This window comes from Aeribacillus composti (assembly GCF_007827555.1).
Taxonomy (GTDB): domain Bacteria; phylum Bacillota; class Bacilli; order Bacillales; family Aeribacillaceae; genus Aeribacillus; species Aeribacillus composti.
In genome coordinates this window covers 1-15,295 of the sequence record NZ_VISS01000045.1, presented here as the reverse complement: position 1 = coordinate 15,295, position 15,295 = coordinate 1, and the positions used below count along the sequence as shown (strand labels likewise).

General features: G+C 40.4%; 12 protein-coding genes. 9 read left to right on the top strand and 3 right to left on the bottom strand.

The window, feature by feature from the left end; all coding sequences use genetic code 11:
- The first annotated feature begins 238 nt into the window (after nucleotides 1-238).
- From FB379_RS17265 to FB379_RS17235, 7 genes are all read left to right on the top strand, one after another.
- Entirely contained in the window at nucleotides 239-883 is a 645-nt protein-coding gene (locus tag FB379_RS17265; protein ID WP_063389565.1) for an HlyD family secretion protein, read from the top strand.
- Nucleotides 884-969: 86 nt separating this feature from the next.
- A complete protein-coding gene (locus FB379_RS17260; RefSeq protein WP_422386936.1) occupies nucleotides 970-2,601 on the top strand; it encodes a DHA2 family efflux MFS transporter permease subunit in 1,632 nt (543 codons plus the stop codon).
- 79 nt (nucleotides 2,602-2,680) lie between these two features.
- On the top strand, nucleotides 2,681-3,097 hold the full coding sequence (locus FB379_RS17255) for a MarR family winged helix-turn-helix transcriptional regulator (protein ID WP_082829330.1): 417 nt from the start codon (nucleotides 2,681-2,683) through the stop codon (nucleotides 3,095-3,097).
- A 202-nt stretch (nucleotides 3,098-3,299) separates the two neighbouring features.
- Complete coding sequence (locus FB379_RS17250) at nucleotides 3,300-4,220, top strand: malate dehydrogenase (RefSeq protein WP_063389563.1); 921 nt, start codon at nucleotides 3,300-3,302, stop codon at nucleotides 4,218-4,220.
- 266 nt (nucleotides 4,221-4,486) lie between these two features.
- Nucleotides 4,487-5,140, top strand: a complete 654-nt coding sequence (locus FB379_RS17245; protein ID WP_063389562.1) for an MOSC domain-containing protein — start codon at nucleotides 4,487-4,489, stop codon at nucleotides 5,138-5,140.
- Nucleotides 5,141-5,512: 372 nt separating this feature from the next.
- Nucleotides 5,513-6,088 carry an RNA polymerase sigma factor gene (locus FB379_RS17240; protein WP_144598503.1) on the top strand — a complete coding sequence of 192 codons (576 nt, stop codon included), beginning with the start codon at nucleotides 5,513-5,515 and terminating at the stop codon, nucleotides 6,086-6,088.
- Nucleotides 6,060-6,932: a hypothetical protein gene (locus FB379_RS17235; protein ID WP_144598502.1), complete on the top strand. Its 873-nt coding sequence runs from the start codon at nucleotides 6,060-6,062 to the stop codon at nucleotides 6,930-6,932. The genes FB379_RS17240 and FB379_RS17235 overlap by 29 nt, the downstream gene beginning before the upstream one ends.
- Nucleotides 6,933-7,016: 84 nt before the next feature.
- Here the strand turns inward: FB379_RS17235 and prpB are convergent, their stop codons facing one another.
- The 3 genes from prpB to mmgD all read right to left on the bottom strand — a co-directional run bounded on the left by prpB (nucleotide 7,017) and on the right by mmgD (nucleotide 10,914).
- Nucleotides 7,017-7,922 carry a methylisocitrate lyase gene (prpB, locus tag FB379_RS17230; protein WP_144598501.1) on the bottom strand — a complete coding sequence of 302 codons (906 nt, stop codon included), beginning with the start codon at nucleotides 7,920-7,922 and terminating at the stop codon, nucleotides 7,017-7,019.
- 409 nt (nucleotides 7,923-8,331) lie between these two features.
- Nucleotides 8,332-9,780 (bottom strand): bifunctional 2-methylcitrate dehydratase/aconitate hydratase, encoded by a 1,449-nt coding sequence (locus tag FB379_RS17225; protein WP_144598500.1) that lies wholly within the window; start codon nucleotides 9,778-9,780, stop codon nucleotides 8,332-8,334.
- A gap of 24 nt (nucleotides 9,781-9,804) precedes the next feature.
- Nucleotides 9,805-10,914: a citrate synthase gene (mmgD, locus tag FB379_RS17220; RefSeq protein ID WP_063389557.1), complete on the bottom strand. Its 1,110-nt coding sequence runs from the start codon at nucleotides 10,912-10,914 to the stop codon at nucleotides 9,805-9,807.
- 514 nt (nucleotides 10,915-11,428) lie between these two features.
- On the opposite strand from mmgD, the gene ppx reads away from it, so the two are divergent.
- A complete protein-coding gene (gene ppx / locus FB379_RS17215; protein ID WP_158640217.1) occupies nucleotides 11,429-12,961 on the top strand; it encodes an exopolyphosphatase in 1,533 nt (510 codons plus the stop codon).
- Nucleotides 12,962-12,994: 33 nt separating this feature from the next.
- Nucleotides 12,995-15,106 carry an RNA degradosome polyphosphate kinase gene (locus FB379_RS17210; RefSeq protein WP_144598498.1) on the top strand — a complete coding sequence of 704 codons (2,112 nt, stop codon included), beginning with the start codon at nucleotides 12,995-12,997 and terminating at the stop codon, nucleotides 15,104-15,106.
- Nucleotides 15,107-15,295: the final 189 nt, after the last annotated feature.

The window sequence follows — 15,295 nt, the reverse complement described above, 5'->3', positions numbered from 1 at the left end:
TACTAGAAAGGACGATTTTTTTGTGCATTTTTTTTAAAAAGTGAAAAAATGAGGGGCTCCAAAAAGTCAGTTACCCTGACTTTTTGGACAGCCCCGTCATTTTTATATATATATTTCGGTACACGAAAAACATTGACTCGGATAAACGATTGTCATATGATAAATAATGCAGTTTATAAATATTTCACAAAATGAAATATTTATTTAATGAATATTTTTTTTGTAAGGGGGATAAAAAATGAATGTGAAAAAGTTGGTCATATTAAATATTGTTGTTCTCGTTGTTTTGGTTTTAGGAGGTTTTGCCGGATTCTATTATTACAATGAGTCGGTCAACTATATTAAAACAGATTACGCAAAAGTGGACGGACAGCAATTAGTGATCGCCGCCCCTGCTTCCGGAGTCTTGACAAAATTTGATGGAAAGGTTGGAGCACAATTTCAGAAAGATAAAGTCATTGGAAAATTAGCCGTACCTGGGGAGGATGAACCTGTCAGCATTCAAATGCCCCAGTCCGGAACGATTGTCCAAACAAATGCGGTAGAAAATTCATTTGTGGCAGCTGGTACCCCTTTGGCATATGCATATGATTTCGATCATTTATGGATCACTGCCAATATTAAAGAAACCATTATTGGGGATGTAAAAGTTGGTCAAGATGTTGATATTTACATCGACGGGTACAGCGAGTCTAAACTTTCGGGAAAAGTAGAGCAAATCGGAAAAGCAACAGCTAGCGTCTTCTCATTGCTTCCAAGTGAAAATGCGGACGCAAACTATACGAAAGTAACACAGGTGATTCCTGTGAAAATATCTATTGCGGATGCAAAAGGGCTAGGAATTATGCCGGGAATGAATGCAAAAGTACGCATCCATAAATAAATGATTTAACCATATAAACTGAAGGAGGTGGAAGCATGCCGTTTATCATCAGTTATACGTTTTTCACTCTGATTGTGCTGATCGTCATGAATGTTTTCCTTGTCAGAAAGAAAAACTGGCATACAAAAAAAGAGGAAGCACTTGATAAGGAAGTGCCGGTTGGAAAAGTGCTGTTCGTTTTAATGTTTGGAATGTTCATTGCGATTTTGAACCAAACAATTTTAAATGTAGCGCTTCCGGTCATGATGACGGATTTAAATGTCAATGCGACAACAGCACAATGGCTGATGACAGGCTTTATGCTTGCAAACGGAATTTTAATACCGATCAGCGCATTTTTAGTTGAAAATTTCGGTTTTCGCAAGCTGTTTATTACAGCGATGATCTCGTTTACAATTGGATCGCTCGTTTGTGCCGTATCAGCAACATTTCCATTGGTGATGATTGGCAGAATTATTCAGGCGATTGGTGCAGGAATTTTAATGCCGCTTGGCATGAACATTTTTTTGACTGTTTTTCCTCCTGAAAAAAGAGGAACAGCCATGGGGACGATGGGGATTGCCATGATTCTGGCTCCTGCAATTGGTCCGACACTCTCAGGATGGGTTGTGCAAAATTATGATTGGCATTTTTTGTTCTACGCGATGGCTTTGATCGGTTTAATTGATATCTTTTTCGCCTTTATTTGGTTCCGTTTAGAAAAAGAATTAACTCGCCCGACGTTTGATATCCAAGGGATTGTTTATTCAAGTATTGGATTCGGCGGCATTTTATACGGGTTTAGCGAGGCTGGAAGCAAAGGATGGTCAAGCGCGGAAGTTATCATCAGCTTAATGGTCGGAGTTGTTTTTTTAATTTTCTTTGCCGTAAGACAATTGAATGTGGAAAAACCTCTGCTTGAACTAAGAGTATTTAAGTACAACCTCTTTACGTTCACATTAATTATCAACTCGATTGTTACTATGGCATTATTTGGAGGAATGCTGCTTCTCCCGATTTATTTACAAAATATTCGCGGTTTTACACCGATTGAATCGGGTTTATTATTGCTTCCAGGAGCAATGATCATGGGATTAATGGGGCCGATAGCAGGAAAAATTTTCGATCGATATGGTGTAAGAGGATTAGCAATTGTCGGTTTGGCCATTACAACATATGGAACATATGAATTCACGCAGCTGACGGCCGATACGCCCTACACAGCCTTATTAGGAATATATATGCTGCGGTCTTTCGGAATGTCATTGATCATGATGCCGATCATGACTGCCGGTATGAATCAGCTGCCATTAAAGATGATTTCCCACGGAACAGCCATGTCGAATACGATACGCCAAGTGGCTGGATCTATTGGAACCGCATTATTAGTAACGGTTATGACACAGCAATCAACAAATCATTTATCAGATTATACGAATCTTGTTTCAAAAACTGATCCAATGTTGATGAATCAGCTGCAAGCACTTGGCAGCAGTATGGCTCAATCAGCCGGACTTTCTGCACATGCTGGTCAAACTATTGGTGCTCAGGCACTTTTAGGGCAGGCATTGCAGCAATCAACCATCGAAGGGATCAACGATGCATTTTACATTGCGACCGTTTTGGCATTCATCGCGCTAGTTCTTTCCTTTTTCTTAAAAACACCAAAGAAAACGCTCCAGGAAAGCTCGTTCGAAGCAGCAAAAGTTAAAACCGAAGCATCTTCCCAAGAGTTATAAACAAAGATATAATGAATGAAACGGGGATGTCCGGCAGAGGACACCCTTTATATATGTGAAAGGAAGGGAAAGTAATATTATGAATCCGACATCCTCCTCCATGACGGAATTAGAGAACGAATTTATAAGGATTTTTCGTGATTTGCGAAATTTTTATACAATGGGGAAAAAATATGGCTTGTCAAGAAATGAATTTTTTATTATGAAGTTTTTGCTGAAAAACGGCCCTCAAAAACTATCTACCATTTCCCAAGAATCTGATATATCTCCCAGTTTCCTCACAGGTATTACTGATCAGCTAATCGAAAAAGGCTACATCGAACGGAATAGATCAAAGAAGGACCGCCGAATTGTCCAAATCTCTTTAACAAAAAAAGGAGAAGAAACCATCATAGCGGTTCAACAGGACTTGATTCAATATATGCGTTCCAAATTCAACGCATTTACAGAAGAAGAAATTCAAGATTTAATTCGACTTTTGCGGAAAATACCATAATATCGTCCGTGGTCTTCAAAATCAGTAGTGCCTGACTTTGTAATTTTAGTCAAAAAGAGACGAGCTTGTTTTAAAACGGTGCACTTTTTCAGAGATGATCCATTGACAAGACGGGGAAATTTGTGTATTCAATGTCAAAACGGGTCATGCTGCCTGTTTGACGTGGAGAGGAATCTTAACGGCTGCAAAGGGGGAAAAGAAAATGTGCAAAATTACGATCATTGGCGGAGCAGGAACTCTTGGAGCCGCCATCGCTTTCAAATTAGCAGGGAAAAAAGCGATCGATGAAATTTGTCTCATCGATCAAAATGAAAAGCTGCTGCTCAATCATTTAATGGATTTGGAAAATGCTTATCCGTCCAAAACGATTTATAAAGGGACTTTTCACGATTTAAAGCACTCTAATATCGTCATCATTACGGCAGCCATCCCAAACCGAACCGATATTTCTTCTAGAGATGAGTTTTTAGAAGGAAACTTGCAATTGTTTCGTCAAATCGGAGAAGCCGTCGCAAAACATGCCCCAAACGCTTTGATTATCACCGCTTCCAATCCAGTCGATGTTCTGAATTACTATTTAGTTCATACGTTTCAATTTGATAAGAAAAAATTAATCGGATACACCATGAATGACTCCTACAGGTTTGAATGGGCGCTTCGCCGAGTTCTAAAGCTACACGAGAATGATAAAGTATCAAGCCCTGTTATAGGTGAGCACGGAGAAACACAAGTTCCGCTTTTCAGCCAAGTCAAAGTAAACTATAAGCCGCTGCTTTTATCAGAAGATCAGAAAATTCAAGTTAAAGAAAAGCTGACAAATTGGTTTCGAAACTTCAATGACCTAGGCATAAACCGAACAACCGGGTGGACGTCTGCCGTCGGTATGGAAAGGCTGATTGATCAGCTGCTTCAACCAAAAACGTCGACAGCAATCGGTTCTGCGGTATTAAACGGAGAATACGACGTTTCTGGCATTAGTTTAGGTGTACCTCTAGCAGTGAATCATACAGGCATCCAAAGCATCCTTGAATGGGAAATCGAACAAAAGGAAAAAGAGTTATTTCAACAATCTGCTGAAAAAGTGAAGCGTCTCATCAACGAGTTTATTATGAATAAAAAATAGACAAAATGGAAGTTTCTTCAAAAAGAGCGCATCAATCTATCTAGTAGACAATAAAAAAGCTCACTATAAACTATGCTAGTTTTTGTTTTGTTGTTCCCAATTCAGCTTTTTAACCATTTTAGGAGGTTACAGCACTGGAATAGATTTTTTTATCCTGTATGATTTTTTGAAAATCATACAAACTGCAGACTTGCCGCTTAACGATAATCTATTGCTGCTCCCAAACGAAGTTGGAAGATCTTAAAGAATTAATGGAGTTGATCAAAATGGAAGCAAAAACTTATGAAATTATTTCTATAAATGTAGGAAAACCGAAAAATTTCATATATAACGGCAAAGAATTCGTCACTGGAATTCAAAAGCAGCCTGTTGATGGACCGGTTTTTTTGTCATTTCTTAATTTTTCAGGCGATGGTCAGGCAGATCTTGTTCATCATGGCGGTAGAGATAAAGCGGTATGCGTTTATCCGTATGATCATTATGCCTATTGGGAGCATGAGCTTGAAAGAAAGCTGGATGTGGTGGCATTTGGTGAAAATTTGACAGTAAAAGGCTTGTTGGAAACAGAAGTTTGCATCGGGGATACGTTCCAATTAGGGGAAGCGGTTGTGCAAGTTAGCCAGCCTCGGCAGCCATGCCATAAGATTGCCAAAAAGCACAGGGTGAATGACTTGCCGCTTCGTGTTCAAAATACTGGTTATACCGGTTTTTATTTTCGGGTGCTGAAAGAAGGCTGGGTGGAGACACAATCAAGCTTGCAGCTCATTGAAAAACATCCGCTAAACATAACGGTTTCTTTTGCGAATCAAATCATGTTTCATGATAAAACAAATAAAGAAGGAATTGAACAAATTCTTCGTGTGGACGAACTATCGGAAAGCTTTCGGGATTCATTGATGAAACGCTTACAATCCATTTAGGAACATCTACCAAAAGAAGGGGTTGGAAAATCGGCTTGTATATAAATTAGAAATGCAAGAGAGATCATTAAAATTTCAATGATCGTTGTTTTTAGATTACTATTTTCAAAGGTTGAGCTTCTGTGGAGAAAGCGTCTTACATTTCAGCTACTTCCCATATAATAAGCCAACGATCCACTAATGCAGGGCAGATCGTTGGTTTATTTTACAAAAATTTTCCATCTAAAAAGCTCCAAAATTTGAGTTCTTGCTTTTTGTGAGAAAATGGGAATTCCTCCAATCTATTTCTGCAACTAGAATCTGCATGATTCGATACTTTTTCTCCAGCATTTCGTCTAATTGATTGTACGAGAAAGAGAGGTGCACCTCGGCATGCGAGATGAAGATTTGGTTCAAAAGGCTTTAGAGGGGGACGATTCAGCCTTCCGGGAGCTTCATGACCGCTACATTGGCCAAGTGCTCCGCTATGCATATATGCAGACGGGGGATTATCATCGGTCAGAAGAAATTGCTCAAGATGTCATGTATAAAATGGCGGTTCATTTAGCGAACTTTCAAGGAAGATCAAGCTTTAAAACTTGGCTGTTTACAATTGGAAGGCGGGTTGTTATCGATTACCATCGCAAGTATAAAAAAGAAAATAACACAGTCTATTTAAGCCCCGAGGACTTAGGGCATAAACAGGATAAACATTTAGTAGAACAAAATATTCTGGAATATTCGCTCAGAGAACAGATCATGGCCAGTATGGAAAAATTGTCCTCGGATGAAAAGACGGTCCTTTATTTAAGATTTTTTGAAGGAATGTCTATAAAAGAAACAGCCAAGGTAATGTCGAAAACGGTTATGGCGGTTAAATCGCTGCAAACAAGGGCTAAAAAGAAATTGTCAGCCCATTTAAAAAGCGAGGTGAATGATCATGAAAAAACAACTCGTACCGCCGAATAGCGAAAAGCATGAAGAGTCAATAAAACAGCTTTTTCATCACTTTTATATAGAACCGACAGATGAATTTAAAGAAAAAAGTTTTCAAAAAGCTTTAGCCGGAATTGAATTAGCTAGAAATAAAGAGAGAAGGAAAAAAGCCGCTAGCAAGCTTCAGCTTGTATTCTCATTTGCGGCCGCAGCAGCTGTATGCATCCTTCTAATGATTTTTCCTCCTTTTCAAACAAATGAGACGAAAGAAGGCGGCCAGCATTCAGATCAACAAAGCATACTAATGTCTCCCCAACAATCTCAAAATGCAGAAAAGGAAGAAGAAAAAGGAGATATCAACCGACCTGAATCGATCGAAATGACAATTTCATTGGAAGGAATGGAAGAAAAGGAGCTGTATCACCTCGTAAACATAAAGCAACTACCTTTTACCACATATATTCCGGATCGTTGGCAGGCAGAATATATTGAAGAAAAAAATTTGATCGGAGCAAAGCTGATAGCGGTGAATGAAAAATATGGGGAAGTTGATGTCATGTTTTTTCCAAAAGGGACATCTTTAGGAGAGGCGGAAAATTACATTACAGATGAATTGCTGGGAAATGTTTCTTATAAAGTTTTATCAGCGGAAGAAGAAGAGAAAAGAAATATACCTGATTGGTCTCTCCGTTCCTTTCATTATGAAAATGTAGAGCAGACGAGAACGGGCGAGATTTATTTAAGCGAGCATAACAGACAGTACTTTTATATACAGAGAGAGTTTGCTAATGAAGCATTGGAAGGATGGGGTTCAAGAACAACAACGATTTTGGAGCAATGGGAATGGAAGGACACGAAAAAAGGATTGTGGGATTAAAAAGTTTTATGAATCAGAAATGTGAGCAGCTACTATTTTTTCCGGTAAATACTTTTTCATCCACGGGGCAAACCCCGTGGATGGTTAATCTTCAGGCAATACTGTTTTTGCAATCGTTTGGTCGAGCGCTTCGAAATCATCGTAATGAATCACTTCATAAAGTTCCTTGCGAGTTTGCATATTCTCGAGCTCGCTTTTTTGAGTTCCAGACGATTTAATGGTTTGGAATAGGCGTTCATACGCTTTAGCGGCGGCGCGAAGAGATGAAACAGGATAAATCACCATTGAATAGCCGAGTTCCGAAAATTCTTCTGCTGTATAGTAAGGAGTTTTTCCAAACTCTGTCATGTTTGCGAGAAGAGGAGCTGAAATTGCCCGGCTCACCTTTAAAAAGTCTTCTTTTGTTGAAAGAGCCTCAGGAAAAATAGCGTCTGCTCCCGCTTCAACATATCTTTTGGCGCGTTCAATGGCGCTTTCAATTCCTTCAACTGCATAGGCATCCGTTCTGGCAACAACGACAAGAGTCGGCGCTGCCTGTTTAATAGCTTTAATTTTTAGCATCATCTCCTCTACAGACACAAGCTTTTTGCCGTTTAAATGTCCGCATTTTTTCGGAAGATCTTGATCTTCGATTTGGACAGCAGCTACTCGTGCTTCTGCCATTTCTTTAGCTGTTCGGGCGGCATTCAAAACACCGCCGAAACCGGTATCAATGTCAACGAGAAGCGGCAGATCAGCCGCCCGCACGATTTCCCGCGCCCGGCGGGCAACCTCTTCTGACGAGACGATGCCCAAGTCAGGAAGCCCTTGGCTCGCGGTATAGGCGGCGCCTGACAAATAAAGCGCTTGAAATCCTGCTTTTCTCGCTATAAGTGCAGCCATTCCATCATGGGCTCCAGGAATTTGAAGGATTTCCGGTGCGTTCATTAACGTTCGAAACCGATCGGCCAACTCCTCTTGTGTCGATTCTTTTTCAACGATCCAAACCATGGAATCACCTTCTTTTCTGTCATTTCATCTTAGCTTTACAGAACCATTAATTACGTTTCTAGAGGCAAGCCGCGTTTTTCATTAAACGAGCGCTGCCTTTGCTTAGCTCGTCAAGTCTACTCGAGGGTGCCGCCCTGTATCCACGCTTCGCTTACGGTCTGTTTTGTACCCTGATCTTTTGTCTGTTAGCTTCCGTCATTTGCTACAAAATCGATTCTTTCGTTCTTTTTGACTGCCCAAAAAATTTTCGCTTTACAGAACATTTTTCGGTGTGGCCGATTGCCACCAGCTCGATATAGTTATCTCAAATGTCTTACAAGGTTTATAACATGTTTTTTCTTGCCAAACAATGAAATTGCGCCAAAGTAACATGCATCTGATGCAAAACAACGTGTGATCTGCCCCGGATTTATATAACAAATAAGTTTACAAACTCATGTACAAACATCTCTTCCAGCACGTTCTGGTCAAGCGAAACGTCTAAGATTTGCTTGAGCTGCTTGTTTGGGAACCGTGTTGCCAAATTGTTTTCATATTTTTGGATCAGCTTAGGCAGACCTTCTTGACGGCGGAATCTGTGGCCGATTGGATATTCCCGCACAACTTGGCGCGTTTCCGTTCCGTCTTTAAACCGTATTTGAACTGCGTTTGCAATTGACCGTTTGTCCGGATCGAGATAATCTTTGCTGAACTGTTTATTTTCCACAACTGTCATTTTTTCACGAAGCGCATCGATTCTCGGGTCTTGTGCGATTTCATCTTCGTAATGATCCGCTGTTAAATCGCCATAAATAAGACCGATGGCAGTAATATATTGAAGGCAATGATCACGATCAGCCGGGTTGAGAAGAGGTCCCGTTTTGTCGATGATGCGAATGGCTGATTCATGCGTCGTGATCGTGATTTCTTCGATCTCATCAAGGCGATCTTTTACTTCAGGATGAAGCTCAATGGCGCATTCAGCAGCTGTTTGCCCATGAAACTCTGCTGGATATGATATTTTAAATAAAATATTCTCGATTACGTATGATTCCAAAGGACGGGCGAGCTTCAGTCTCTGTCCTCGGAACAGCACGTCTTCAAATCCCCAGTTCGGAGCCGATAGGGCAGAAGGATATCCCATTTCACCTTTTATGGCCATAAATGCAAGACGTACAGCGCGGCTTGTTGCATCGCCAGCCGCCCACGACTTGCGAGAACCAGTATTTGGAGCATGTCGATATGTCCGAAGACTTGAATTGTCAATCCAGGCATTGGAAAGGGCGTTGATGATTTCATCTTTTCCGCCGCCAAGAAGCTTCGTAACGACAGCAGTTGAAGCAACCTTTACGAACAGCACGTGGTCAAGCCCGACTCTGTTCAGGCTGTTTTCAAGTGCCAGCACCCCTTGAATTTCGTGGGCTTTTATGATCGCTTCAAGAACTGTCCTCATATTGAGCGGCTTTTTCCCTTCTGCCACATTCGTTCGGCTTATGTAGTCGGCCGCAGCTAAAATTCCCCCCAAGTTATCAGAAGGGTGACCCCATTCCGCTGCAAGCCAAGTGTCATTATAATCGAGCCAGCGAATCATGCAGCCGATGTTAAATGCACCGTGCACGGGGTCTAATACATATGAAGTGCCAGGGACGCGGCACCCGTTTGGAACAACCGTCCCCGGAACGATCGGGCCTAAAAGCTTTGTGCATTCAGGGTAGCGAAGAGCAAGTATGCCGCAGCCCAGCGTGTCTAACAACACATAGCGGGCGGTTTCAAACGCTTCTTTACTTTGAATTTCTTTATTTAGAACATAATCGGCAATTTCTTCAAGCAGTTTGTCTGTTTGTCGATTTTCATTATTTTTTACTAGTACTTCTGCCATTTTTACAACCTCCTAAGCTATCCATTACTGTTGTACTTTCAAAGAGCGTTTTCCTGTATATTTCACGCGCGGACGGAACAAACGGTTGTTATTATGCTGTTCGATCACATGGGCGCACAGACCTGCTGTTCGAGCACTGAAGAAAATAGGAGTATATAAATCAATCGGAATGCCGAGCATGTAATAGACAGGAGCTGCATAATAATCGAGGTTCGGATACAATCCTTTTTCCTCTCTCATAATGGTTTCCCCGGCTTCGCATATTTCAAGCAATCGAAAATCGCCCCGTTGTTCGGACAGCTGCTGCAATGCTTTTTTCATAAGCAATGCTCTTGGATCCATTTTTTTCATATAGACGCGATGGCCAAATCCCATGATCCGTTCTTTATTTGCTAATTTTTGTTTAATCAATCGTTCAAAATTTTCCTTTGTACCTGCTTCTTCAATTAAATACATCACCGCTTCATTGGCTCCGCCATGCAGGTGTCCTTTCAATGAGGAAACCGCACCGGCGAGAGCGCCATACAAATCTGCATGTGTAGACGATATGACGCGAGCGGCAAATGTAGAGTTTGGCATTTCATGTTCGATATAAGCGATGAGCGAGCGGTCGAATATTTTCGTTTCAAGTTCAGTCGGTTTTTTTCCTGTAATCATATATAAAAAATTTGCACTGTAGGAGAGATTTTCATCTGGTGGAATGACTTCTTGTTGATTGAGTAGATGATAACTGCTGGCAAGAATGGATGGCATCTGTCCTAGAAGATTGATAGATTTCGTTTTATTGGCCTGTTCAGATCTGTCATCAATGAGCGGGTCAAATCCTGCTAAAATGGAAATGCCTGTTCTCAGGGCGTCCATTGGATGAGTTGTCTTCGGCAGTTTGGAAAATACGTCGTAAAGCACGTCTGGAAGCTCTCTTTTCGCTAGAAGCTCGTTTTCAAATCTAGCTCTTTCTTGTTCAGACGGAAGCTTGCCTTCAAGCAGCAAAAACGCAACCTCGACATATGATTTTGTTTCGGCAAGTTCAATTAAATCGTATCCTCGAATGACAATTTCTTCATTTTCTACATCGAGAAACGAAATCGTTGTCTCAGCTGCCACTACGTTTTCTAATCCTGGTCTAAACTCCATCAAATATACCTCCTTCAAAAGTTTTCGAAAACGCTTTACTTTTGATGCAAACAGGGAAAAATGAATATCGGGATGATCGATCGCTTTCACAAATTTTGTTATTGGGCAATTGCTGAGACAATAACATTGTTCATTTCTTAAAGCCTATTCATTTCTCCCAAATCTCAAAGCGATCTTGCTATAATTGACCGCCTCTCCTTGTCGAAGCTTAAATGGTTAGGAAACCATTTTTTTACTTCTGGAACAAATATAGCACATTTTTTAAAAAAAGAAAATGAATCTTCGGAATTTTCGTTTTTGTAAAACGACAGCTGTCACAAAATTCATTTGAAGAACTGACTTTAAAAATGGAAGTCAGCTTCCAGCAATCGGAGGCTTTGCGGTTTTAATGTCTTTTGGATGTTGACTGCTTATTTATATCTATTCAAATCTTTTAAATAGACTGGAAAAATAGTACGATATAAGTAAAAAATAACATACTTTCCTCATTGGATTTCATAAAAGGATGGGAAAAATGACAGAGAAAAAAATCGGCATAATAGATTTAGGATCGAACTCCATTCGCCTCGTTATTTTTCATATTGATCAAAATGGACAATATAAAGAGCTTTACAATTTTAAGATCAATGCCCGTTTAGCTACGTATATTGACGCCGAAGGAAATTTGTCCAACGAGGGGATCGAGGTTGTCATCGATTCTTTAAAAAAATTTGTTCCAATCGTTCAATTTCATCAAGTGGCAGAAACGAAAGGGGTTGCAACGGCAGCTATTAGATCTGCCAAAAACCGGAAAATGGTCTTAGAGGCTATAAAAAGAGAGACGAATTTCGATTTTCGCGTCCTTTCCGGCCAAGAAGAAGCCTATTACGGCTACTTAGCTGTTATACATTCCGTATATTTAACTGAAGGCATAACCATTGATATAGGCGGAGCAAGCACGGAAGTTGCGTATTTTAAAAATCGGGAGCTCGTCCATTCATACAGTTTTCCGTTTGGGGCCCTCACATTAAAGAAAAGGTTTATTGCCAACAGCGAACCGAAAGAATCGGAAATGAAAGAGATGACAGCGTTTTTGCGAAATGAATTTTCTTCGCAAAAATGGCTTAAAAACAAAAATGTTCCGGTAATCGGGATAGGCGGCAGCGCCAGAAATCTAATACGGCTTCATCAAAATAAAACCAATTACCCGTTATTTGGTATTCATCAATATGAAATGGAACCGAATGAAATTAAAAAAATAAATCAATGGCTGATCGGAATGACTGTCTCGGAGCGTCAAAAATTAGATGGACTGTCGAAGGAACGCGCGGATATCATCATTCCTGCAATTGAAGCAATTTATACGCTGACGGAAATCGTATCAGCTCCATTTTTTACAATGAGCAGCAAAGGCTTAAGGGAAGGGGTCTTTTTTGAGGAGGTGTTTTCCAATTTAAACGTCCGGTCTTTTTCTCAAGTAGCGGACGAAACATTTTCCAAGCTGGCCAGTGATTATAAAATCAACTTGAAGAATACATCATTTCTCCTTCGTCTTGCTTACGTATTTGTCAGTGAATGTGAGGCAAAGAAAATTATATCTTTTACTCAAGAGGAAAAAGAAATTTTGTTTAAAAGCACAAAGCTGGTTCAATTCGGGGAATTTATCGATCATCATTCAAGCAGTCAGCATACGTTTTATATTTTGACAAATCGATCGCTTGACGGAATCAGTCATAAAATGCGGTTGAAACTCGCATGCGTCGCTTCCTTTAAGTCCAAAAAAACTTTGATGAAATATATTTCTCCTTACAAATCATTATTAACGGAAGAAGAAATTTTATCGCTGGAGCGATTAGGTGCAATTTTGAAATTCCTTTATTCCCTCAACACGACACACCGTTCAATCATTTCCGAACTGGAGGTGAACAAAAAGGAGGGGGAAAAGATGGAAATATCTTTAGCCTGCAACAGTGATTATACTTTTGAAGAGCAGGAAGCAAATAAGCAAAAAAAGCATATGGAACGCGCTTTTAACTGCCAAGTCGAATTATCATTTACACTCGTCTAATGGACATACGAAAGGTAAAAGGTGGGCGAAATTATGCAAGATAAGAAAGAACAATTGATTCCAGATATAAGCCGTCCAGAATTTTATAATAACCGGGAATTAAGCTGGCTTGCATTTAATGAGCGTGTCATGCAAGAGGCCGTTGACTTTGAAAATCCTTTGCTTGAGCGGATGAAGTTTTTAGCTATATTCAGTTCGAACTTAGATGAGTTCTTCATGGTGAGGGTTGCTGGTTTAAAAGATCAAGAAAAAGCTGGTTTTAATTTACCGGAAAATAAAGCCGGCATGACGCCAAAGCAGCAGCTTAACGCCATTTCGGCGAAATGCCACACATTGGTCGAACGCCAATATGCAATATTTAATGAATATGTACAGGGGGAATTAAAAGAGGAAGGGATTGAATTTCTCAAGCTTAATGAATTAACTGGCGAACAATTCCGCTTTTTGGAACAAAAGTTTGATGAGCAAATTTTCCCGGTTTTGACGCCTCTTGCGATCGATGCGTACAGACCGTTTCCAATGCTTTTAAATAAATCGTTGAACTTGGCCGTATTGCTTCAATATAAGAAAAAAGAGCGGAAAACCCCTTTTTTTGCGATCGTTCAAGTTCCTGCTGTTTTGCCTCGATTCATTGAAGTGCCGAATCAAGATGGAAAGAGGCAGTTTGTATTTCTTGAAGATTTGATCAGCAGTTTTATTTACAAACTGTTTCTCGGTTACAACATCATTTCGGTCTCACCGTTTCGCATTACGAGGAATGCAGATTTGACCATTGATGAAGAAGGGGCGCGGGATTTGCTGGAAGTGATTGAGAAGGAGCTGAAAAAGCGGAAGTGGGGTGCGGCGGTCAGGCTTGAAATTCAAAAAGGAACGATAGATGAACGTGTTTTAAATTATTTAATGGATGTGCTGGAAATTCAAAAAATGGATGTTTATGAAGTGGACGGCCCGATCGATTTAACGTTTTTATTTCCATTTTATACCCATTTGCTGACCGATTTTGAGCACCTTGTTCATGATTCGTTCATTCCACCACCTCCGCTCGACTTGCCGAACGGAAATTTGTTCGAAGCTATATTAAAACGGGACTTATTATTACACCATCCGTACGAGTCCTTTCAGCCTGTTGTTGAATTTATTGAAAGTGCAGCGGATGACCCTCAAGTGTTGGCAATCAAGCAGACGCTGTATCGTGTAAGCGGAAATTCGCCGATCGTTCAAGCATTGGCAAAAGCTGCGGAAAACGGGAAGCAGGTGACGGTTTTAGTCGAATTAAAGGCAAGATTTGATGAAGAGAACAACATCCATTGGGCAAAAATGCTTGAACAGCACGGAGTTCACGTTATTTACGGCTTTCACCATTTAAAAACGCACAGCAAAATTACCCTTGTCGTCCGGCAGGAAGAAGGAACGGGTAAAATTCAACGCTTCGTTCATTTGAGCACGGGAAATTACAATGACGTCACGGCGAAACTGTATACGGATATTGGCTTTTTTACAAGCGAAGAAACATTCGGGATCGATGCAACCAACTTTTTTAATTATTTAAGCGGTTATGCGGAAAAACCGGATTGGAATCATTTTTCCGTATCGCCATATGATATGCGGGAGACCTTTATCAAACTCATCAATCAAGAAATCGAATGGCACCAGAAAAGCGGCAAAGGCCGGATTATTGCCAAAATGAATTCTTTAACAGATAAAACGATCATCATGAAGCTTTATGAAGCTTCGCAGGCTGGAGTCAAAATTGACTTGATCGTAAGGGGAATTTGCTGTTTGCGACCGCAAATAAAAGGCGTGAGCGAAAACATTCAAGTGCGAAGCATCGTCGGCCGCTTTTTGGAGCATAGCCGTATTTTTTACTTTCACCATTTTGGGGAGGAGAAAATTTTCTTATCCTCTGCTGACTGGATGACAAGAAACATGATTAAACGTGTTGAAATTCTTTTTCCGATTTATGATGTCCGTTTAAAAGAGCGTTTGAAAAACATCTTGGACATACAACTAAAGGACAACGTCAAAGCGCGTTTTCAGGATGCAAACGGCGATTATCATTATGTTGAACGGTCGGAAAACGAACCAGTCATTAACTCGCAAAAAATTTTTTATGAAGAAGTGGTTCGCTACCATGACGCTGACTGATCGGCAGCGCAAGTTTTATGAAAACTAGAGAATTTCTTCCGATGCGGAAATGATCATATCCGATTAAAATGATAGATTTTTGTCCCCTTCAAACAGTGTGAGTAAAATGTTTGTGGGAGAAATTCTTAGAATTCCCCGATGAGGGGGTTGGGAACGTAGGTTCGCAATCCCCCTCATCGGGGCCACCAA